Origin of the sequence: Streptomyces sp. RG80 (assembly GCF_040446465.1) — a bacterium.
Classification (GTDB): Bacteria; Actinomycetota; Actinomycetes; order Streptomycetales; family Streptomycetaceae; genus Streptomyces.
In genome coordinates, this window is sequence record NZ_JBEAAJ010000011.1 from 16,118 (window position 1) to 38,773 (window position 22,656).

Consider the following 22,656-nt stretch of genomic DNA (forward strand, 5'->3'; position numbering starts at 1 on the left):
CTGTGCAACGTTCTACATCAGGGAGACTAGGAACACGCTTTTAGAGGTGTCAAGACCTCGACACCTCATCGAGGAGGCAAGGACATCGTGATGACCCAGCTTTGCGAGGCGGCATGAGCGCCACTCCGGCGTCCAGGCGTGTGACCATCCAGGACGTCGCGAACGAGGCGCAGGTCTCGGTCTCCGCGGTGTCCAAGGTGCTGCGCGACGCGTACGGCGTCAGCGCGGAGATGCGCGCCAAGGTGACCGCGGCCATCGACAAGCTCGGCTATCGACCGCAGACCGGCGCGCGGGCCATGCGCGGCAGTTCCTTCACCATCGGCGTGATGCTCACCGAGATCTCCTCGCCGTTCCAGCAGCAGATCGCCGAGGCGATCACCGACGAGCTGGAACCGGGCCCCTACCAGGAAATACTGATCAGCGGCGGTGTCACCGCCGAACGTCAGCAGCGCAGTATCGAGGCCTTGGTCGACCGCCAGGTCGACGGGCTGATCGTGATCGCCCCGATCATGAAGACGTCCTGGCTCGAGCGGCTCGCCGCCAGCCTGCCCACGGTGGTGGTCGCGCGGCATGGCGGAGGGGCCAACTTCGACACCGTCGTGGACGACGATCACGGCGGCGCGCGTCTCGTCGTGGACCACCTGGTCCGGCTGGGCCATGAGCGCATCACGCACACCAGTCACCCCTCCGGCGGCCTGAAACCGCCGACGGCGCTGTCCCACACCGCCCGTTGCGACGGCTATGTGGCCGCGATGGAGCGTCACGGCCTACGGCCCGACGTGGTCGAGACGGCGTACTCGGAGGAGGGCGGCCACCGGGCCGCGGTGCAGGCACTGGCCCGGCCCACCCGGCCGACGGCCGTCTTCGCCGGCGCCGACATCGCCGCGCTGGGAGTGCTGCGCGCGGCGGAGGAACACGGCCTGCGGGTACCGGAGGACCTGACGGTCGCCGGGTATGACAACATCCACATCTCGGCGCTCGGCAGGATCTCCCTCACGACGGTCGACCAGTCCGACGTGGTCACCGGCCACATGAGCGCACGGTTGCTCCTGGAGCGGCTCAAGGGACGCACGCAGCCGGTGCACTACGTCATCGCGCCCCGGCTCGTGCCGCGCGGTACGAGCGCGGCTCCGGCACCGACCCACGCGGAGCCGACGGCACGGATACCTTCCGAAGCTCACGGCGACCGGCACTGAAGACATCCCTGGCCGACGCCCACGCGCGGCCGGGATGAACGGGCACATTACGGAACCGTTACCGCGTAAGGCGCGCCGCGAGTCTTGACACGATCTGGAAGTACTCCGTACGTTCCCGGCGTAGAACGTTGCACATCGCTTTTGTCTAGCTCAGTCCGCAAATGCGCGCCTTCCATCGAGTGCGGGGGTTCTCACCTCCCACCGGCCGACGCAGTCCGGACCGCGATCACTCTCCTTCGAAGGAGCCCATGATGCGGCGCACCACTCCCTCCGCCCGCCTGGCACTGACGTTGACCACCTCCCTGACCTCCCTGGCCCTGCTGAGCGCCTGCACCAGCTCCGACACGACGGGCAGCGCGGCCGGGTCCGGGGGCGGGGCCAAGGGGACCCTCACGCTGGGGATGTCGCAGGACATCCAGGGCTGGGACCCGACCAACCAGCCCACCTACCAGGGGTGGGCGGCAGCGGCCGTCTACGACACCGCCGTCCGCTGCGACGCGGACGGCAAGCCCCACCCGGCCGCCGCCCGGTCCTTCACCTTCGAGCCGGGCAACACCGGCGTGACCCTTCGCCTGCGCCCGGGGATGAAGTTCTCCGACGGCACCCCGTTCGACGCGGCGGCGGTGAAGGCGAATGTCGAGTACACCCAGAAGAACGCCGCGGCCGCCGCACGCTTCGCCGGCTGGAAGGTGACCACGCCCGACAACCTGACCGCGGTCATCAGCCTCACCGCGCCGAACCCACTGCTCACCGACCGCGTCTGCGCCCTGCGGATCGGCAGCCCGAAGTATCTGGCCGCCGGCAAGACGAACAAGGCGCCGGTCGGCTCGGGCCCGTACACCCTGGACGCCAAGGCGACGACGAACGGCTCCACGTACTCCTTCGTCAAGAACGACGCGTACTGGGGCGCGAAGGACTTCCCGTACCAGAAGCTGGTCATCAAGGTCCTCACCAATGAGACCGCCGCGATCAACGCCCTCAAGACGGGGCAGATCGACGGCTCGCTGATCACACAGGCGACGTACGACCAGGCGAAGTCCTCGGGCCTGAAGATCTGGTCGAAGAAGAGCCAGGTGACCCGCCTGCTGATCACGGACCACCTCGGCAAGAAGGTCCCCGCCCTGGGCAACCTGGACGTGCGCCGGGCGATGAACATGGTCTTCGACAAGGACGCGATCGCGAAGAACCTGTACCGCGGCCTCGCCGAGCCGACGGCCCAGATCTTCCGCCCCGGCTCCGCGGCGTACATCGACGGCCTGAAGGACCCCTATCCCTACGACGTCCAGGCCGCCAAGGCGCTGATGAAGAAGGCCGGTTACGCGAACGGCTTCACGCTCGAGATCCCCTACCTCCAGGGCCAGAACCTCGAGGCGCTCATGCCTGTCATCAAGCAGCAGCTCGGCCTGCTGGACATCAAGGTCAAGCAGGTCACCCTGTCCGGCCCGAACGCGATCGGCGACCTGCTCAGCGGCAAGTACCCCGTTCCCGTCTGGCAGCTCGGCAACTACGCCAACTCCGAGCAGGACATCATCGACTACATCCTCTCGGACGGCATCTGGAACGTGATGCACCAGAAGGACGCGAAGGTCGACGCGCTCTGGAGCAAGATCCTCACCGAGGATGCCGCGCAGTCCGCCAAGGACCAGCAGGAGCTCAACCGGTACGTCGTCGACCAGGCCTGGTTCGTGCCGATGGCCGAGACAAGCACGTTCTACGCGTACAGCTCCAAGATCAGCGTCCCGGCGGCGACCGACCCGTCAGGCCTGCACCCCATGCTGTGGGACTTCAAGTAGGCCGAGGCCGACGGCACTGAGGAAACTCAGGGATTGGAGCCGCAGATGTTCATCTCCGCGGTCAAGAAGCTCGTCCGGTCGGTGGCCGTCCTGTTCCTGGTCACGTTCGCGACCTTCGTGCTCATGTACGGCAACGGGCCGGGTATCGCCCGCGCGGTCCTGGGCACGGAGGCCGACGCGGCCAGAGTCAGGGCGAAGGTCACCGAACTCGGTCTCGACCGGCCCCTGCTCGTCCAGTACGGCAGCTGGCTCAAGGGGGTCCTCACGGGCAACCTCGGCGATTCGTTCTTCACCGGACAGTCGGTCGGATCCGTACTCTCCGCACGTGTGCCGGTGACGATCGCCCTGGTCGTCCTGGCCCTCGTCCTCACCGCCGTGGTGAGCGTCCTGCTCGGGGTGACCGCCGCGGTCCGCGGCGGGTGGGTCGACCGGGTGGTGCAGTTCCTCGCCGTGCTCGGCGCGGCCGTCCCGCCGTTCGTCGTCGGCATCGTCCTGGTCTTCGCCTTCGCGATCTCGGTACGCGTCTTCCCGGCGACCGGGTACGTCTCCCCCGACCAGAGCCTTTCGGGCTGGGCGAAGTCGATCACGCTGCCCGTCCTCGCCCTCCTCGTCGGATCCGTCGCCAACGCGGCCTCCCAGTTCCGGGGCGCCGTGAAGGACACGCTGTCCAAGGACTTCGTACGCACACTCAGAGCCCGCGGTATCAGCGAGTCGCGGATCGTCTTCCGGCACGTGCTGCGCAACGCCGGAGGACCGGGACTCACCGCGCTGAATCTCCAGACCACCGCGCTGATCGGTGGCGCGATCTTCATCGAGCAGGTCTTCGCGTTGCCGGGGCTGGGCGATCTCGGCAACCTCTCCGCCCAACAGGGCGATGTCCCGGTGGTGATGGGGGCGGTGCTGGTCACGATCCTCGTCGTCCTCGTGGTCAACATCCTCGGAGATCTGGCGAATTCCGCACTCAACCCGAAAGCGAGGCTGCGATGACCGTCCCCGAGCCTGTCCAGGCCGCAGGGGCAGCGAAGCCAGAGCCCTCGCCGAAGTCCCGCTCCTTCCTTGGCCGTCTGCTGAGCAACCCGGTGGCCTCGTGCTGCCTGCTCTTCCTGCTGCTCGTCGTCGTGTGCGGGCCGGCCGCCTCCTGGCTGGCACCGGTGGGTCCCAACGTCACGGATCTGGCGGCGGTCAACGCACCGTCGTTCAGCTCCGGGCACCTCCTGGGCGGAGACGCCTCGGGCCGTGACATCCTGTCGCGGCTGCTGTTCGGCACCCGCCAGACACTGATCGCCTGCGTGGTCGTCCTGGGCGTGTCCGTGGTGCTGGGCGTTACGAGCGGCCTGGCCGCCGGCTTCTACCGGGGCCGCTTCGAAGCGGTGTCCAACTGGATCTCCGACGTGGTGATGTCGCTGCCCGGCATCGTGCTCCTCATCGCGCTCTACGCCCGGACCGGCCCCGACATCGTGGCGGCCATGGCCGTCTTCGGCCTGCTCGTCGCACCCACGTACTTCCGCCTGGTCAGGTCGGTGGTCGTGGGTGTGCGCGGGGAGTTGTACGTGGACGCGGCCAAGGTGGTCGGCCTGTCCGACCTGCGCATCGTCGGACGGCATGTGCTGTGGGCGGTCCGCGCTCCCGTGATCATCCAGAGCTCGTTCGTGCTGGCGGCCGGTATCGGCATCGAGGCCGGCGTCAGCTTCCTCGGGCTCGGCGACCCGGACACGCCGTCGTGGGGAGGTGTCCTCCAGGACTCCTTCCGCAACGTCTACAACAACAAGTCGGCCGTTCTGTGGCCCGCTCTCGTCATCAGCCTGACGATCCTCGCGCTGGTGCTGCTCGGCAACGCCCTGCGCGATGTGCTCCAGGCATCGGGCGGCGCGAAGGACCTCACCCCCCGGCAGCGACGCGAGGTCGTGCGCGCGGCTCGCGAGCAGTCGCCCGCGTCGGCCGCCGAGCCACCCGCTCCGCCCGCCGACGACGCGGTGCTGTCGATCCGGGGCCTGCGCATCGGCTACCCGGACGGCGCCGGCAACGTGCGTGAGGTCGTGCACGGCGTCGACCTGGACGTGCGCCGCGGTGAGATCCGTGGCCTGGTCGGCGAGTCGGGCTCCGGCAAGACACAGATCGCCTACGCCACCTTGGGCATCCTGCCCCGCGAGGCGGTGATCCTCGGCGGCAGCGTCGTCCTGGACGGAGCGGACCTGCTGGCGAGCGAGGAGCGGATGCGGGCCGCACGCGGCCGGCGTATCGCCTACGTACCGCAGGAACCGATGTCCAACCTCGACCCCTGTTTCACGATCGGCGCCCAACTCGTCCACGGGCTGCGCGCGGTGAAGCGGATCAGCAAGAGCCAGGCGAAGGAGGAACTCCTCGCCCTGCTCGCCCGGGTCGGCATCAAGGACCCGGACAAGGTGTTCCGTCTGTACCCGCACGAGATCTCCGGCGGCATGGCACAGCGCGTGCTGATCTGCGGCGCGGTGGCCGCGGGCCCGGATCTGATCGTCGCCGACGAACCGACGACCGCTCTCGATGTGACCGTCCAGGCCGAGGTCCTGGAACTGCTGCGGGAGCTGCGGGACGAACGCGGCCTCGCGATGATCCTGGTGACCCACAATCTCGGCGTCGTCGCGGACATCTGCGACACGGTCAGCGTGATGAAGGACGGCCGGATCGTCGAACTGAACGACGTGGACGCCCTCTTCGCCAGTCCGGTCGAGGAGTACACGCAAGAGCTGCTGGCGTCGTCCCGCCGTGTCGAGATCGTGGAGGCCTGACGTGCCCGACGTGCCCGAAGTGACAAACCCTGACCTGTCGCCGTCCGAGGAACCCATCCTCCGCATCGAGCATCTGGTCGTGCGCTACGGCAGCCGGGGGCGCGGCGGTACGACCGTCATCGACGACGTCTCCTTCGACCTGTCCGCCGGCGAGACCCTGAGCCTGGTCGGCGAGTCCGGCTCGGGCAAGACCACGATCGGCCGGGCGATCCTCGGCCTGGCCCCGGTGACGGAGGGCCGCGTCACCTTCCGCGGCGAGACGGTCAGCAACATCTCCCGCGCACGCCGACGCCGTATCGCCCACGACATCCAGGTCGTCTTCCAGGACCCGTACTCGTCGCTCAACCCGTCGATGACCGTCGAGTCGATCCTCGTCGAACCGCTGCTCGCGGCCGGCGAGACGGGCGGTCTGGCCCGGGTGCACCGGCTGCTGGACGCGGTCGGGCTGCCCTCGGACTCCGGCAGGCGCTACCCGCGGGAGTTCTCCGGCGGACAGCGCCAGCGCATCGCCATCGCCCGGGCCCTCGCTCTCGACCCGGCCGTCATCATCTGCGACGAGCCCACCAGCGCCCTCGATGTCACCACCCAGGCCAGGGTGCTCACCCTGCTGCAGGACCTGCAGCGTGAGCGCGGCGTGGCCTATCTGTTCATCAGCCACGACCTGGGGGTCGTGCACGAGGTCAGCGACCGGATCGCCGTCCTCAACCACGGCGGCATCGTCGAGATCGGCAAGGCCCACGACGTCGCCACCAACCCCCAGCACCCCTATACCCGCAAGCTTCAGATGGCAGCGCCCGTGGCGGACCCGCAGAGGCAGCGAGAGCGCCGTGCCAAGCGCATCGCGCTCGCCGCGTCGACTGCTCCGGCACCCGGCGCGCCCCGGAGGGATTCATGAACAGCGCAACCCCGTCGTCCGACCCGACGTCCCCGTCCTCGAAGTGGTCGCGGCGCCACTTCGTGCGCAACACCGCGGTGGGCGGTGCGGCCGTCCTCGGCACATCGGCACTGGCTCAGCACGAGGCTTTCGCCGCTCCCCCGGCAGGGCCCGCGGCAGCGGCGTGGGAGCCCGACCCCGCGTACCGCACCCCGGTGATCGACAGCACCGAGGACCGGACCTCGCCGGTGCCGCACCGCAGGGTGACGGGGCACTTCCAGGGCACCGACAAGCGGTTCGCGTTCTTCTTCCCGCCCAAGGGGCAGTGGCACGGCCGGTTCTTCCAGAAGGCGTATCCGACCTACGACGAGAACGCCTCGGACACCACCATCGCCTTCGGCGCGGACAGCGGCGCGTACACGGTGCAGTGCGCCAGTGGCGGCGGCTTCCAGGTCGACGCGGCGGCCGCCGTCTTCTCCCGCAAGGTCGCGGCCCAGTACTACGGCACCTCCCGTCGCATCTACGGATACGTCTACGGCGGCAGCGGCGGGTCGTTCCAGACCGTCGGCGCCATGGAGAACACGACCGGCGTCTGGGACGGCGCGGTGCCGTTCGTGCCGGGCTCGCCGATGGCGATCCCGAACTACTTCCTCGTGCGCGGCATGGCCTGGTTCGTGCTGCGGGGCAAGGCCGCGCAGATCGCCGACGCGGTGCGACCGGGCGGCAGCAAGGACCCGTACGCCGGCCTGAACAAGGTCGAACGCGCCGTGCTCAAGGAGGTGACGGAACTCGGCGTGCCGCTGCGGGCGTGGGACGACTACGCCTACGTCCTCGGCCTGAAGGACCCGGTCTTCCTGACCGGCATCGGCGGCATAGCCCGCGCCATGGATCCCACCTACGCGGACGACTTCTGGAACGCGCCGGGCTATCTGGGCACGGAGAAATCCGGACTGGGTGACCTGTTCCGTGCCGCGCTGGTCGACAGCACGGCCACGATCACCAAGGTCGCCCGTGACTCCGGCAACGTCCCGACGAGCTTCACCATCGACTCCGTGGCGTCGAAGGACCTGACCGGCACCGAGTTCACGCTCTCCGCCTCGGGCGGTACGAAGATCGGCACGCTGAAGGGTTCGCTGGACCGCGAGTCCCGCGTCTTCACTCTCGCCGGCGGCAACACCTCCGAGATACTCGACGGTGTTGTCGACGGCGCCCAACTGCGGACGGACAACCGCTGGTTCCTCGCGCTCCTGTCCTACCACCGCCACCAGGTCCCGACCCGGTCCGGCTTCTACGCCTGGCACCAGTTCCTCGGCGCGGACGGCAAGCCGATCCACCCTCAACGGTCCGTCCAGGTGGGCGCGGCCATCTCGCAGAGCGTCAGCGGCGGAGGCACGTGGAGCGGCCGGCTCAACGGCAAGGCCATCATGGTCGCGAACCTGCTCGACACCGACGCCTTCCCGTGGGACGCCGACTGGTACAGCGCGCAGGTCAGGGCGGCGCTGGGCGACCAGTACGACGACACCTTCCGGCTCTGGTACAACGACAACGCCGATCACCTCGACGACGCGGTCGTCACTCCTGCCCGCGAGGCCCGGCTCGTCGAGTACGTTCCCATGCTTCAGCAGGCGCTGCGTGATGTCAGCGCCTGGGTGGAGCGCGGGGTGGAACCGGCGCGCTCCACTCGATACGACGTGGTCGGCAGCCAGGTCAAGGTTCCGCCGGAGGCTGCGCGGCGGCGTGGTGTCCAGCCCGTGGTGAACCTGACCGTGGGCGGCGGCGCGAGGATCGAGGTGGAGGCGGGCCGGCGCGTCCTGTTCAGGGCGACGGTCCAGGTTCCGCCCGGGGCCGGGAAGGTCGTGGCGGCGGAGTGGGACACGACCGGGGACGGTACGTACACCGCTGTGCCGTTCGGTCCGGTGCGCGACACCCTCGAGCTCCATCACACGCACACCTACACCGAGCCCGGCACCTACTTCGCGACGCTGCGGGCGACCTCACAGCGTGAGGGGGACCGCAGGACTCCCTTCGCCCGGGTGCAGAACCTGGGACGGGTGCGGGTCGTCGTCCGCGCCCCTGGAGCGCCCTCGTAGCCACCAGTCAGTCCACGATCGACGTGCGCCCGCCACCGGTGTTCCCGGAAGCCGGCGGCGGCACGGCGCTTCGACTTCATCGACGGAGCTGAACGCATGAGGGGGAGACCGAACATCACGGACGTGGCACGCGAGGCCGGCGTGTCGCTCGGCACCGTCTCCAACGTGCTCAACCGCCCCGAGGTCGTCGCGGAAGCGACCCGCAGGCGCGTGCTGACGGTGATCGACTCCTTGGGTTACGTGCGCGCCGAGGGAGCCAGACAGATGCGCGGCTGGGCCGCCCGGGTCGTGGCCGTCATGGTCCTCGACCTGGCCAATCCGTTCTTCACCGCTCTGGCGTCCGGTGTGGAGCAGGCCGCACGCGAGGCCGATCTGGGCGTCATGGTGTGCACCGGCGCCCGGGATCCGGGCGAGGCCGCGCGTCACATGGCGCTCATGTCCTCGCATCAGATCCGTGGCGCCGTCCTGTCGTCCGGTGAGGGCATCGGCCGGACGGTGGCGGCCTTCCGCCGCAACGCGATCCCCTTCGTCATGGCCGACCAGAACGCCTCGCAGCCGTCGGCCTGTTCCGTCGGCATCGACGACGTGGCCGGTGGCCATGCCGCCGCACGGCACCTCATCGAGCAGGGCCACCGCTCGATCGTGTACGTCAGCGGCCCGGACCGCCTCCAGCAGATTCGGGACCGGCGCTCGGGCGTGGTCACAGCCATCGATCAAGCCGGACTGCCCCCGACCAGCCTCAAGGAACTCGCCTGCGCAGACCTCACTGTCGCTGCCGGCAGGGACGCGGGCGAGCGCATCCTGGGCCTGCCTCAGAGGCCGACCGCCGTGTTCTGCGCCAACGACCTGCTCGCTCTCGGAGTCATGCAGGCGCTGTACGAGGCCCATCTGAGGGTGCCCGACGACATCGCGATCGTGGGATACGACGACATCGAGTTCGCGGCCTCCGCTGTCGTGCCTCTGACCTCGGTACGCCGGCCGGCATCCGCGATGGGGCGCCGGGCGGGCCAACTCCTCATCGAGGACACGACACCTGGTGTGCGGCACGAGCACGAGCACGTGGTCCTGACGCCCGAACTGGTCGTACGCCGGTCTTCCACCCGCCCGACCGCTTGACGCATCGGGTCCGCCTTCCTACGGTGAATGCATGTCCAATCAGCACCGCATAGACATTCACAACCCAGCGAGTGAACCGGTATACGGCGCGGGGGTCTGGCACTTCGCCACCTACGTCGACCGTTACGCCACGGACGGCTACGGCGAGCCGCGTACCGTCCTCGACGCCATCAAGCTCGCCGGCTCGGTCGGTGAACTCTCCGTTCTCGATCTCAACTGGCCCTTCCCTCCCGGGGACATCGGCACAGCCGAGGTCCAGCAGGCGCTGACCGAGCAGAACCTGCGCGCCATCGCCCTGACCCCGGAGATCTACACGGGCAAGTTCGCCAAGGGCGGCTTCACCAACCCCGACCCCGGCATCCGCCGGCAGGCCATCGACCTGGTCGCCGCGTCCGCCGAAGTCGGCCGCGCGCTGGGGGTGGAGTACATCAAGCTCTGGCCCGGCCAGGACGGCTACGACTACTCCTTCCAGGCGGACTACACCGACCTGTGGGCCAAGTCGGTCGACGCCGTGCGTGACGTCGCGCAGGCCTTCCCCGACCTGAAGTTCGCGATCGAGTACAAGCCGCGAGAGCCCCGCAACCGCATGGTCTTCTCCTCCGTCGCGCGGACGCTCCTCGCCATCCAGGACATGGGCGTGGACAACGTCGGTGTCCTGCTCGACTTCGGGCACTCGCTCTACGGCGGCGAGACGCCGGCCGAGGCCGCGCGCATGGCGATCGCCCGCGACAAGCTCTTCGCCATCGACGTCAACGACAACTTCCGCGGCTGGGACGACGACATGGTCGTCGGCTCCGTCCACCTCCTGGAGACCTTCGAGTTCTTCTTCGCACTCCACGACGCGGGCTGGCGGGGAGTGTGGCAACTGGACCAGTTCCCGTTCCGCGAGGACCCGGTGGAGGCCGCACGCGCCGGCATCCGCACGATGCGCGCCTTCCACCACGCGCTCGGCTATCTGGACCGCGACGAACTCGCCGTCGCCCAGGCCGCGCAGGACGCTCTCGGCGCCCAACGCATCGCCAAGCGAGCGCTGTTCCGCGCGCTCGCGGAAAGCGAGTCCGTGTGACCGCCATCCTCGAGGCCCCGGCCCCGCTCACCACCGACCAGTCGGCCGCAGGGAGCTACCTCAAGCGCGCCGCGCGCCTGCGCGCCCTGCCTCCCGCCGAGGCGGCCGCCGAACTCGCGGCGCTCTCCACTCTCGTACGGCGCGACATCCTCACCACGATCCACACGGCGGGGATGGGACATGTCGGCGGCGACCTGTCCGTCACCGACCTGCTGGTCACCGCGTTCTGGGGCACCCTGCGGGCACACCCCCAGGAGCCGGATCACCCGCTGCGCGACCGGTTCGTGCTCAGCAAGGGGCACTGTGCCGCGGCGCTGTACTCGACGCTCGCGTCCTGCGGATTCTTCCCGCGAGCCAGGCTGAGCGAGTTCATGGCACCGCTGTCGCCGCTGAACGGGCATCCGGCCCGGCTCAAAGTGCCGGGAGTGGAGACCAACACCGGACCGCTGGGCCACGGCTTTCCCGTCGCCACCGGGTGCGCCCTCGGAGCCAGGCTGCGCGGGGAATCGTGGCGCACCCTGGTCGTCCTCGGGGACGGCGAACTGCAGGAGGGTTCCAACTGGGAGGCCGCCATGACGGCCGCCCACCATGAACTCGCGAACCTGACGGCCGTGGTGGACCGCAACCGGCTGCAACAAGGCGCCCGCACCGAGGACACCGCATCCCTGGAGCCCCTGGACAAGAAGTGGGCGAGCTTCGGATGGGAGGTCCGCGTCATCGACGGACACGACCATCAGGCGATCAAGGAGGCCTACGCGCCATCGACCACCGGGCGCCCCGTCGCAGTGATCGCGAACACCGTCAAGGGCAAGGGCGTCTCCTTCATCGAGGACCGCGTCGAATGGCACCACAAGGTGCCCACCGACGAACAAGTCACGCTTGCGCTAGAGGAGTTGGACCAGTGACCGCCCCTGCCCAGCAGGCCGCCCTGCACGACTGCCGCACGGACTTCGCCGACGAACTGGCCGCCCTCGCGCGCGCCGACGAGCGCATCGTGGCCGTGTGCAACGACTCGGTCGGCTCCAGCAACCTCGTCGAGTTCCGCGAGGAGTTCCCCTCCCGCCTCGTCAACGTCGGGATCGCCGAGCAGGACATGGTCGGCGTCGCGGCGGGGCTCGCCAACGCCGGATTCGTGCCCTTCGTCTCGGCCGCCGCGCCCTTCCTCACCGGCCGCGCTCTCGAACAGATCAAGGCCGACATCGCCTACACGCACCGGCACGTCGTCCTGTGCGGTCAGAGCCCGGGCATGGCCTACGGCGAGCTCGGCCCCACGCACCACTCCATCGAGGACCTGTCGTGGATGCGCGCGGTCCCCGGCCTGGAAATCATCGTGCCCGCGGATCCGTCCGAGACCCGCGAGGCGGTGCGCTACGCCGCGGCGTCGGGCAGACCGACGTATCTGCGGATACCCCGCTTCAAGGTGCCCGCGGTCACGCCACCCGGCACTCCGTTCCGGGCGGGCCGCGCCAGGTGCCTCCTCGACGGCACGGATGTCACCCTGATCGCCGCGGGCACGCTGGTGTCGCGTGCGCTGGAGGCCGCCCGCCTCCTTGCCGACGACGGTATTTCGGCTCGCGTGCTCAACATGACGTTCGTCGAGCCGCTGGACGAAGCCGCCGTGGTCGCCGCGGCCCAGGAGACCGGAGCCATCGTCACGGCGGAGGAAGGACTCCTCTCCGGTGGACTCGGAGCCGCGGTCGCGAAGGTGGTGGCCGAACAACACCCGATACCCGTGCGCATGCTGGGTGTTCCGAGCTTCGCCCCGACCGGGAGCGCGGCCTTCCTGCTCGACCACTTCGGGCTGAACGCCGAGGGCCTGCGCCAAGCCGCCCACCAGGTGCTGGGCCGAACGCGATGAAGCCGCATCTGCTGGCCGTCGACCAGGGAACCAGTTCCACCAAGGCGCTGCTGATCGACTCCGCCGGCGAGATCGCCGCCCGGGCCGAGGTGCCGCTGTCGCAGTCCCATCCGGGTCCTGGCCTGGTGGAGCAGGACGCCTCGGCGATACTGGCGAGCGTCCGTACGGCGGTCGCCGAGTGTGTACGGGACGTCGAACCCAGCGGCGTCGCCGGTCTGGCACTGAGTACCCAGCGCGAATCGGTGGTCCTGTGGGACGGGGTGACCGGTCAGCCCGTCGCTCCGCTGGTCAGCTGGCAGGACCAGCGCGGAGGCGAGCACGCCGCTCGGCTCGCCCGGGCGGGGCACGCGAAGGAGATACGGCGACGCACCGGTCTCCCGCTCGATCCCATGTTCTCCGCGCTCAAGATGGCCTCGCTCCTCGACCAGTACGACCCCGGCCGCCACGGCACACGGTCCGGCGCCCTGCGTCTGGGCACGGTGGACGCCTTCCTGGTGCAGGCACTCACGGGCCGACGGGTCACCGAGATCGGCAACGCGTCCCGCACCCAGCTCCTCGACATCGCCACCGGCGACTGGGACGACGAACTGCTCGACCTTTTCGGCGTACCACGGCAGGCCCTGGCCCAGGTCGTCCCCTCCACCGGACCGTTCGGGACGGTACGCGCACTGGCACCGCTGCTCGACGGCACCCCGGTTCTCGCGGTGCTGGGTGATTCGCACGCCGCGCTGTTCGCCCACGCCGGCTGGCGGACCGGCACGGTGAAGGTCACCTACGGCACCGGCTCGTCCGCCATGACGGTCACGGACACGCCCGAGGCCGCGGAGCACCTGTGCACCACCGTCGCCTGGTCGACCGGGCGCCCGACCTACGCCCACGAGGCCAACATCAGATCCGCCGGTCGCACCCTCACCTGGCTCGCGGAACTCCTCGGCGCCACACCGGACGAACTCGTGCACCTCGCCGCCGACGCCGACGCGCACGACGTGACGCTGGTGCCGGCCTTCGGGGGCATCGGCGCACCCTGGTGGGACCCGCAGGCCGTGCCCGTCCTCGCCGGATTCCAGCTGGGTACCGGGCGTGCCCAACTCGCGCGCGCCGCACTGGAGTCGGTCGCCTTCCAGGTCGCGGACGTGCTCACCGCACTGCCAGGAATGCGGCGGGTCGTCGCCGACGGCGGGCTGAGCCGAAGCGATGCCCTCGTACGCTTCCAGGCCGACCTGTCGGGCGTGACCGTGGCACGCACGGCACACCATGAGCTCTCCGCCGCGGGCACTGCCCACCTGGCGGGACTCGGCCTCGGACTGTGGACCACCGCCGAACTGGAGCAGCGCGCCGACACCGACCTGCGGATCACCACCCCCACCTGGGACGACGACAAACGCCGTACCGCGCTCGCCCGCTGGCACCGACGGCTCGGCGCCGCGCGCGACCTCGGCAGCCCCCGGCCGACGGCCGCTCGCCAGGCGTAGGTGACACAGGGCAGGACGATCAGGACTCGATCGGCCACCGGCGATACCTTGTCCTTCGACGCTGACATTTCGAACAGTGGAAGGAGGCCAGGTGGCGGCAACCCCGTCGACTCCCGACCCCGACCACATGCGCCTGCTCGTCAAAGTGGCCCGCATGTATCACGAGCGCGGAGTACGACAGCCGGAGATCGCGGCGCGGCTGAACCTCTCGCAGCCCCGCGTGTCCCGCCTCCTCAAGGAGGCGGTCGACCGTGGTGTCGTACGCACCGTGGTCGTCCCTCCGGAGGGCGTTCACGCCGAGCTCGAGGACGCGCTCGTGGAGCATTGCGGGCTACGGGACGCGCTCGTGGTCGAGGTGGACGGGCCCGGAGTCGACGTCATTCCGGCTCTCGCCGCGGCGACCGCCACCTACCTCGACGCCACGCTCAAGGGAGGAGACACGATCGGTGTCTCCTCCTGGAGCTCGACGCTGCTGGAGTCGGTGAAGGTCATGCGGGCCAAGACCACCTCCGTGGCCCACGAGGTCGTACAACTCCTCGGCGGCTCCGGCAGCCCGGAGGTGCAGTTGCACGCCACGCGCCTCACGAGCCGGCTCGCCGAACTCACCGGCGCCCAGCCGGTGTTCGCGCCGTCCGCGGCGCTCGTCGGCAGCCGGGAACTCCGTGACCTGCTGTCGCGGGAGCCCGCGATGGCGGAGGCCATGCAGGCATGGTCACGTCTGACGGTGGCCCTCCTGGGCATCGGCAGCCTCGACCCCTCGCCGTTGCTGCGCCGCTCCGGCAACGCCATCACGGCCGAAGACCAGCGCGACCTCAGGAAACTGGGGGCGGTCGGCGATGTATGCGCCCGCTACTTCGACGCCGACGGCGAACCTGTCGACGCGCCCTTCAACGACCGCATCATCGGCATCGAGCCCGACCGACTGCGCGCCGTGGACCGGCGGATCGGGGTGGCCGGCGGCATGGACAAGGTGGCCGCGATCCGAGGTGCGGCTCGCGGTGGCTGGATCAACATCCTGATCACCGATGTCGAGGTGGCCAGGGAGCTGCTTCGGCAGTGAGTTCCTGTGAGACCACTCGGCCGCGCCGAGGCCCGAGGCGCAACCCCCGGCACAGGGTCCGGTGGTTGGCCTCGGGCCGGCACACGAGGGGGCGGCTCCTGGTAGGTGGTGACGCTGCGGAGGTGGGCAGTTGACCGCACCAGCCTCCGCCCCGGCACCCACCCGTCTACTGGTCGTCGCGCAGCCGGGCCGCCAGGGAGGTCAGGGACTCGGTCTCCTCGGTGTGTCCCAGGGCGGTCAGGTGGGAGATCGCGGCGTCGACACGGGTGAGGGCCGGGGCGGGGCGTTCCAGGTAGATGCCCTCCACGGCGCCCGCGAGGCGGACGCACTCGGCCCACTCGCCGGCGGCGTCGTCCCGGCCCGGCTCGCCGAGCAGGCCGAGTGCCTTGTCCAGGGCGGTCAGGGCGTCCTCGTACTCGCCCGCGTAGGCGTTGACCCGGCCGTACTCGTAGGCCAGGGCCGGGTCCAGGGCGCGGCCGTGGGCCTCGTAGCCGGCGGCGCGGGCCTCGTCGGCGACGCGGCCCGCGTCGGCCAGGAAGGCGAGCGCGCCGGGCAGGCCGTCCGCACCCTGCTGCTGGGCCTGGAGGCGGGCGAGTTCGCGCAGTGAGCTGCTGAGGCGCTCGTAGCGCGCCTCCCGCGCGTGGGCGGCGAGTGCCTGGTCAGCGACGTCGCGGGCGCGGTCGAACTCGCCGGACTCGCCGAGGAGTACGGCGGTCTCGGCGGCGATCATGGCGTGGCTGCCGGGGTCGTCGTCCCAGGCGGCGGACTCGGCCGCCAGGGCGACGAACTCCGCCGTCGCCGCCTTGAGGTCCTCCCCCGCGTGCAGTGCGCGGGCGCGGGTCAGGCGAAGTTGGGCGATCAGTCGGTCGTCCAGCTCTCCGGAGGTGACGTCGGGTTCCGTCAGCAGGGAGTCGAGGAGCGCGATGCAGTCCTCGATCCGGCCGAGGTCGAGGCTGAGCTGGGCGGCGTTGTTGTAGGTGCAGAACGCGTCCACCCGGCTGCCGCGGCGAAGGGCCACCTCCGCCGAGCGCGTGAGGTGCCGCAGTGCCTCGTCGGGGCGGCCCAGGTGCATGCAGGCCTCGGCGAGGTCACTGTGCAGCCGGGAGGTGTCGACGGTGTCGGCCGGCCACTCGGCGGCCAGTCGCAGGCCCTCGGCGAGGTCGTCGTACGCGGCCTGCGCGTCCCGCAGCCCGAACTGGAACCGGCCGCGCAGGCCGAGGGTGCGGGGCAGGTGCCAGGCGGGGCCGTGTGCCCTGAGCCGGTCGAGCAGGGCGTCGATCTCGGCGACCGCGGTGGGCAGATCGCCGGAGAGGGCGTGGGTGCTGGCCCTCAGCAGCAGGGCCCCGGCGATCTGGCCGGCGATGTCGTGCCTGGTGGCGAACGCGTGCAGCAGGTCCACCTCGGCGAACACCGTCGCGACCTGCTCCTTGTCGCCCGAGGCTTGCAGGCGCAGGGCGAGTGCGGTCACCCGCAGCCGCAGCAGACGGGCTTCGAGGAACGGCGCCTGGCCGGGCGTCTCCTCGTGGAGACGGACCATGGCCGCGTGGACGGCGGCCAGCTCGGCATCCTTCGACTCGGCTTCATCGGCGTCCTGCGCAGCGGGGATCTCCGCGGTCGCGAGCAGGGCGCAGGCGCGGGAGACCGCCGCGTGGCCGGGCTCCCCCGCGTCGTCGTACAGGGCCGCGGCCTCCTCGTGGAGGGCGGCGGATTCCGCGTACTCGTCCTTGTTGCCCGCCCGGTTCGCCTCTTCGGCCAGCAGGTCCGCGCGCAGCCGTACGAGCGAGCCGACGGCCGGGTCGTCGGGGTGGGCGTAGTCGCGGGCGGCGACGAGCGTACGCAGCCGCTCCCAGCAGGCCTGTGCGTCCGGGTGCCCCTCCTCGTCCAACGCCCTTGCCCGCAGGATGAGTTCGGCCAGATCGTCGGGGACCGCTGTGGCCGCACGGACCGTGGGCGCGGCGACCTCGGCGGCCTGGGCCACGTCGTCGAGGGCGCGGGGGCGCAGCGTCAGTTCCAGCGAGTCCACGAGCGGGGCACGCTCCAGGCGAGCCCTGCGGCGGTCGGTGTGGAACGCGGTTCCGTTGCGGGCGTCGAAACGGGCGGCGAGGTCGTCGGCGCGGCCGCGCACCTCGGCGCGCAGCTCGGCCACCGTCCAGGTACGGCCCGTGTACCCGGCGGTGGGCAGTTCGCCGTGTCCGAGGAGTTCGACGCGCTGGAGCAGGACCTCCACGCCGGTGAGGAAGCCGTACTGGTCCAGCGGCGAGTCGACCTCGTCGAACAGGTTCCGGTTCTCGGCGAGCAGTTCCAGGCCGCGCGCCTCGTTGCCGGTGAGCGCGCAGAACTCCAGGTGCCGGCCGACCTCCTCGGCCATCGAGGGGTTGCGGCGGCAGGCGCGGTAGCCGGTGAGATGCAGTTCGCGGGCCCGGTCGGCGCGGCCGGTGCGCAGCAGGGGCAGCAGCGCGTACGAGGCGGAGCGCGCCGGTTCCTCCTTGCAGGACTCCTTCCCGGCCAGGACGGGCTCGAAGGCGCGCAGGGCCCCTTCGTCGTCGCCCGCCCTGAGGTGGTGCCGGGCGCGCTGGCAGGTCTCGCAGGCCTCGCAGTCGCTGAGCCGGGTACGGATGCGACCCGTCCACAACTCGTAGGCGAGGGCGGTGTCCTCACCGACGTGCGCGGCGAGCTGGTACGCCTGTCCGTAGTACGGCTGGAGGCCCAGGTCGGCCTTCTCGTACCGGTCACGCATTTCCTGCAGCCACTGGCGCAGGCTGGTCAGCGGTATCTCCGGCAGCTGGCGCAGGGCGTGGGCCACCCACTTGAACCGCCAGAACAGCTGGTGGCGCAGACGCTCGTCGAAGGCGTCGGGCTGCTCGTCGAAGAGAGTGAGAAGCCGGGCGAAGACGACCGGGGACTTCCGCGGTTCGGAGCCGTAGGTGTACGCGTCCTGGAGTTCGAGGAGCGCGTGGATGAGGGCGGCGGGGTCCTCGAACTGCTCGGCGGCGTCGACGAGTTCCTCGGCGGTGACGGTGCGGGTCCGGCCGTACGGGCGCCGGTCGTTCTCCTGGAGCGCCTGGAACAGCTCGTCGGTGTTTTGGGGGGCGATCGGCATCGTCAGCTGTCCTTGCGGAGGGCGTGGGCGAGGAGGTCGAGGAAGGAGCGGTTGATCAGGCTCGACTCGGCGGGCCTCAACGGGCGCCGGGAGAGCATCGCGGCCTGTCCGTAGAGGGCTTCGGCGCTGGTGCGGGCCAGTTCGGGCTCGTCGATGGCGACCGCGGTGCGGACCAGGGGGTTGAGCTGGTTGAGGATCAGCTGGGCCCGCGGGGCCTCCTGGCGCAGAGCGCCGAGGATGTCGCCCCACAGGCCGCCCTCCTGCTCACGGGCGAGCTGGGAGCGGGTGCGCTCGTGCCGGGCCTCGCGGCTGTCGACGAGGAGGGCCGGGGCGGAGGCGGGCTGGAAGGTGCGCAGGGCGACGTCGCAGTCGAAGACGGCGAGGGCGTCGCGGGCCTGGGCGAGGTAGGGCGCGGCGGCCAGTTCCGTCTCCCGGTCGACGGGGTCGAGATGGGCGGTGAGGGTCGCCGGGTCGAGGTCGGCGACGCTGACCTCGGGCCTGATCTCGGGCAGCCGGTGGACCAGCTGACGGTCGTAGGTGTAGCCGCCGTTGACGACACCGAGCCCGGCGGCCGAGGCGATCGCGGCGACCTGTCGAAACTCCTCCACGCTGGAGGTCACCAGCACGGTGCGGTGGGTGCGGGCGAACTCGTCGAGGGTGCAGTGCCCGTCGGTCGTCTCGAACGGCAGCCAGGGCAGCAGCATCCGCAGGATCTCGTCGTCGTGCACCGCGAGCGACTTCACGGCCAGGTGGTGGGCCTGGAGGAAGCGGCCGAGCAGGTCCGGGTCGCTGGCGGCGGCCCGGGCGATCCACTCGCGCAGCCGCTCGGCGAGGGCGTCGCGGACCGCGGCGAGGGTGTCGTCCTCGTACAGGGCCTCACGGGACGCCGTCGGGCGCAGGCTCTCGGCGTCGACGACACAGCGGACGAAGAACGCCCAGTCGGGCAGGATCTCCTCGGCCTGTTCGGACAGCAGCATGCCCTTGACGTGCACGCGGTGGCCGTGCCGGCGCCCGGCCGGTACCGCCTCGGGGAGCACGCAGGCGATGCCCTTCAGGCCGACGGCCGGGAGGTCCAGTTCGATGGTGTCCAGCGGGGTGAATCCGAAGACCTCTTCGCCGTAGGCGGCCAGCGCGCGGGAGCGGGCTCCCGGGGTGGGGTACGTGCGCGACCACGGCGCGGGCTCGGGGTTCACCGGTTTGCCCGTGCCGCCCGTGCCGCTGTCGAAGGTCACCGGGTGACGCAGCAGGGAGCCGAAGTGCCGGGCCAGCGCGTGCACTTGGTCCGGCCGGGTCCACTCGCCCGCGTCGGCACGCGGCGTCAGCGTGACGGTGGTGCCGGGTCGGGGACGCGCGGAGGCGGGCAGGGTGCGGACGGTGTAGCTGCCGTCGCCGCGCCCCCGCCACTCCACGGCGGGCGCGTCGGGGGTGCGGGCGGAGCGGCTGACGACGTGGATCTCGTCCGCGACCAGGAAGCACGACAGCAGTCCGATGCCGAACTGCCCGATGAAGTCGGCGCGTTGCTCGGCGACCTGCTCGGCGCGCTTGCTGCTGCGGCCGATCGTGGCGAGGAAGGTGTGCACATCGGCCTCGGTGAGACCGACACCGTCGTCCTCGACCCGGACGACCGAGCCGTCGGCGTACAGGCGGATACCGAAGTCGCCCTGGGGCTCGATGGCGTGCCGTGCGGTGAGGGCGTCAACCGCGTTCTGAAGGAGTTCGCGCAGATAGACGCGAGGGCTGGAGTAGAGGTGGTGGGAGAGGAGGTCCACCAGGCCACGCAGGTCGACCTGGAAGGTGCGGTCGGTGGCGGCGTGGCCGGCGGTGTTGTCACGCAAGGGCATGGGGAAGTCCGGGTCTGAAGGCGACGGCAGGAGTGGGCGGTGGTCCGCGGGACCGGCCGAAGACGGGCGGGACAGTGCAGGAGGCGGCTCAGTGCAGAAGGCGGCTCAGAAGGCCTTGCGGAAGCGCGCGTAGACTTTCTCCGGGTCCGCCATGAAGGTCCACGGCCACCGGGTGAACACACCTTCCAGCTCGCGGAAGACGTTGGACGCCGTGCTGCTGCCGGCCAGCGAGAGGGCCATGGCGAAGATGTTGTAGTCGCCCTGCCAGCCCAGGCGACGCTCGTAGGCATGGTGCAGGATGCTGCGCTCCGCGGCCTCTCTCAACTCGGTCCGGATGCGCGGCTGCTGGAGGCAGTCGCGGTTGTCGGACTCCACCCAGTCCTCGATGTGCGCCATGGCGACGGCACAGCCGAGCCGGTGTCCGTCGGGTGCGGAGGCGAAGGCCTTCCGGGCGAAGTCCAGGGCCTGGCCCGGCTCTCCGCCCCACCGGGGCTGGAGGTGCGACACCCACTCCAGGTGGATGTCGAGATTCAGCGGATCACGGCGCAGACCGGCCGCGAGCCGGGCTTCCTGGACGCTGTCGCCGACGGACATGCCGCGTCCCGAGGTGAGCAGATGGCGCCACGGGGTGACCCAGTCGGGCTGCAGCTCGGCGGCTTCGAGCAGGTGCTCCTCGGCGATGCGCAGCCGCTTGTAGAAGGTCTGCCACTGCTCGCGGCTGACGTCCACGGCGAGGGCGGACGTGCGCGCCTCCCAGCCCCAGGAGACATGGCGCGCCCCCGATATCAGCAGTGCGGTCGCCCGGAGCTCCTTGTCGTCCTTGTCCTCCTCGGCGGCCCGGACGATCCACTCCTCCAGACCGTCCACATCGGTCAGCTGCCCCAGAACCGCCTGGTCGTGGCCGAGGTCGAAGGGGGCCAGCGCCGCCTTGACCGCCGTCCAGTCACCCGCGTCGGCCGCTTCGACCAGCGCGAGCACCCGCGTGTCCCCCAGCGCGCGCAGCGCGTACGTCCCGTGCTTCTTCTTGCCCGGGACGGCAAGGGCATGCGGATGCGCCGCCGTTCTGTCCGCACCTCTCCCGAACAACCTGCCCAGCATGCCGCGCCCTCCCCTGGTACCGCGTGATCGTGAAGGGCAGCATAAACGGCACCACTGACACCGCTTCCACAGGGTTTTCACCCACGCTCCACAGTGCCCCAACGGGCCGTTCCGGTCCGCTCCTGCCGGGCGTCGACCGTTCCTCTACTCAGAGGCAAGTGACGATGCCCACAATTTCGTTCAAGGATTCGAACAAAGAAATGTTCGACCGTCTGGCTTCTGCTTGGTCTGCGAGCAACGCGTCAGCAGCCGCTGACCCACGGCTGGGTGACCTCCAACCGCCCGCGGACGAGGAGCACGACGCGATGGGGGACCACGTGGCTGAGAACGAGATGTTGGTGTTCGGCGTCTCCGCGGTCGAAGAGGACATCTACCGTCATTTTTTGCGGAACCCGGATACACCCGTGGACGACGTCCATCTGCGCCTGCACATAGAGCCGGACACCGCACGGCTCTGCCTGGGCCGGCTGTACGAACTGGGCCTGCTGCACCCCACCGTCACGGACGGGCGGATCTCTCCGGCGGATCCCGAAGTGGCGCTGGCCCGGCTGGTGGACGTACGACTGCACGAACTCCACCAGGAGTTGCAGCGCGTCACCAGGTCCCGGCACGTGGTGGACGGGCTCCGCGCGGAACTCGGTACACGCCGTCACTCACCGCAGGGCATCGAGCAGTTGGAGGGCCTCGCCGAGATCCGCGACCGCATCGACGACCTGGCGTTCTTCGCCCGCGACGAGATCCTGTCCGTGGAGCCGTACACCAGACTGTCGCCGGAGAACATCGAGCGGTCACGGCCGCTGGACCTACGCTGTCTGCGCCGTGGCGTACGCATCCGCAGTGTCGTGCCGCGCAAGGTGCTGGAGGACGGGCCGACCGCCGGCTACCTCTGGGAACTGGTCCTCCACGGCGCCATGATCCGGGTCGTCGAGGACACCACGGAACGCATCCTCGTCTACGACCGCGCGGCGGCACTGATGCCGTTGGATCCCCAGAACACCTCCCGCGGCGCACTGCTGGCTCACAAGAGCGGGATCGTCGCCAACATCGTCGCTCTCTTCGAGAGGATCTGGGACGAGGCCGAGGACCTGGTGGACGCGGCGGACGGCCAGGACCAGGCTTCCGGACTGTCGGAGACCGAGCAGCGGGTGCTCGGCCTGATGTGCTCGGTCGGCAAGGACGAGGCGGGCGCACGCGAGTTGGGGGTCTCGGTGCGCACCTACCGGCGGTACGTCGCCGACCTCATGGAGATGCTCGGCGCCGCCAGCAGGGCGCAGGCCGCGCTGCTGGCGCGCGAGCGGGGCTGGATCTGACCGGGACACCTCCGGGT

At 70.4% G+C, this 22,656-nt stretch carries 16 protein-coding genes; 13 read left to right on the forward strand and 3 right to left on the reverse strand.

Annotated elements, in window-relative coordinates:
* Window positions 1–113: 113 nt before the first annotated feature.
* From ABKA17_RS34785 to ABKA17_RS34840, 12 genes are all read left to right on the forward strand, one after another.
* Window positions 114–1,196, forward strand: a complete 1,083-nt coding sequence (locus ABKA17_RS34785) for a LacI family DNA-binding transcriptional regulator (protein ID WP_353696330.1) — start codon at window positions 114–116, stop codon at window positions 1,194–1,196.
* Between the two features lie 251 nt (window positions 1,197–1,447).
* Entirely contained in the window at window positions 1,448–2,989 is a 1,542-nt protein-coding gene (locus ABKA17_RS34790) for an ABC transporter substrate-binding protein (RefSeq protein ID WP_353696331.1), read from the forward strand.
* Window positions 2,990–3,034: 45 nt separating this feature from the next.
* Window positions 3,035–3,976, forward strand: coding sequence for an ABC transporter permease (locus ABKA17_RS34795; RefSeq protein ID WP_353696332.1), 942 nt, complete (start codon window positions 3,035–3,037; stop codon window positions 3,974–3,976).
* Window positions 3,973–5,754: a dipeptide/oligopeptide/nickel ABC transporter permease/ATP-binding protein gene (locus tag ABKA17_RS34800; protein WP_353696333.1), complete on the forward strand. Its 1,782-nt coding sequence runs from the start codon at window positions 3,973–3,975 to the stop codon at window positions 5,752–5,754. Before ABKA17_RS34795 ends, ABKA17_RS34800 begins: the two co-directional genes overlap by 4 nt.
* A gap of 19 nt (window positions 5,755–5,773) precedes the next feature.
* Entirely contained in the window at window positions 5,774–6,649 is an 876-nt protein-coding gene (locus ABKA17_RS34805) for an ABC transporter ATP-binding protein (protein WP_502994487.1), read from the forward strand.
* The gene (locus ABKA17_RS34810) at window positions 6,646–8,718 is read left to right on the forward strand and encodes a PKD domain-containing protein (RefSeq protein WP_353696335.1); all 2,073 of its coding nucleotides are present in this window, start codon (window positions 6,646–6,648) and stop codon (window positions 8,716–8,718) included. The genes ABKA17_RS34805 and ABKA17_RS34810 overlap by 4 nt, the downstream gene beginning before the upstream one ends.
* A gap of 96 nt (window positions 8,719–8,814) precedes the next feature.
* Window positions 8,815–9,834, forward strand: a complete 1,020-nt coding sequence (locus ABKA17_RS34815; RefSeq protein WP_353696336.1) for a LacI family DNA-binding transcriptional regulator — start codon at window positions 8,815–8,817, stop codon at window positions 9,832–9,834.
* Window positions 9,835–9,865: 31 nt separating this feature from the next.
* Window positions 9,866–10,900, forward strand: coding sequence for a TIM barrel protein (locus tag ABKA17_RS34820; RefSeq protein WP_353696337.1), 1,035 nt, complete (start codon window positions 9,866–9,868; stop codon window positions 10,898–10,900).
* Window positions 10,897–11,805 carry a transketolase gene (locus ABKA17_RS34825; protein WP_353696338.1) on the forward strand — a complete coding sequence of 303 codons (909 nt, stop codon included), beginning with the start codon at window positions 10,897–10,899 and terminating at the stop codon, window positions 11,803–11,805. Before ABKA17_RS34820 ends, ABKA17_RS34825 begins: the two co-directional genes overlap by 4 nt.
* The gene (locus tag ABKA17_RS34830) at window positions 11,802–12,758 is read left to right on the forward strand and encodes a transketolase family protein (protein WP_353696339.1); all 957 of its coding nucleotides are present in this window, start codon (window positions 11,802–11,804) and stop codon (window positions 12,756–12,758) included. The genes ABKA17_RS34825 and ABKA17_RS34830 overlap by 4 nt, the downstream gene beginning before the upstream one ends.
* Entirely contained in the window at window positions 12,755–14,230 is a 1,476-nt protein-coding gene (locus ABKA17_RS34835; protein WP_353696340.1) for an FGGY family carbohydrate kinase, read from the forward strand. Before ABKA17_RS34830 ends, ABKA17_RS34835 begins: the two co-directional genes overlap by 4 nt.
* Before the next feature lie 91 nt (window positions 14,231–14,321).
* The gene (locus ABKA17_RS34840) at window positions 14,322–15,290 is read left to right on the forward strand and encodes a sugar-binding transcriptional regulator (protein ID WP_353696341.1); all 969 of its coding nucleotides are present in this window, start codon (window positions 14,322–14,324) and stop codon (window positions 15,288–15,290) included.
* A 166-nt stretch (window positions 15,291–15,456) separates the two neighbouring features.
* Here the strand turns inward: ABKA17_RS34840 and ABKA17_RS34845 are convergent, their stop codons facing one another.
* The 3 genes from ABKA17_RS34845 to ABKA17_RS34855 form a co-directional block, all read right to left on the reverse strand.
* Window positions 15,457–18,390 (reverse strand): hypothetical protein, encoded by a 2,934-nt coding sequence (locus tag ABKA17_RS34845; RefSeq protein ID WP_353696342.1) that lies wholly within the window; start codon window positions 18,388–18,390, stop codon window positions 15,457–15,459.
* A gap of 2 nt (window positions 18,391–18,392) precedes the next feature.
* On the reverse strand, window positions 18,393–20,231 hold the full coding sequence (locus tag ABKA17_RS34850; RefSeq protein WP_353696343.1) for an HSP90 family protein: 1,839 nt from the start codon (window positions 20,229–20,231) through the stop codon (window positions 18,393–18,395).
* Window positions 20,232–20,336: 105 nt separating this feature from the next.
* The gene (locus tag ABKA17_RS34855) at window positions 20,337–21,329 is read right to left on the reverse strand and encodes a hypothetical protein (RefSeq protein ID WP_353696344.1); all 993 of its coding nucleotides are present in this window, start codon (window positions 21,327–21,329) and stop codon (window positions 20,337–20,339) included.
* 317 nt (window positions 21,330–21,646) lie between these two features.
* On the opposite strand from ABKA17_RS34855, the gene ABKA17_RS34860 reads away from it, so the two are divergent.
* Complete coding sequence (locus tag ABKA17_RS34860) at window positions 21,647–22,639, forward strand: helix-turn-helix transcriptional regulator (RefSeq protein ID WP_353696345.1); 993 nt, start codon at window positions 21,647–21,649, stop codon at window positions 22,637–22,639.
* Window positions 22,640–22,656: the final 17 nt, after the last annotated feature.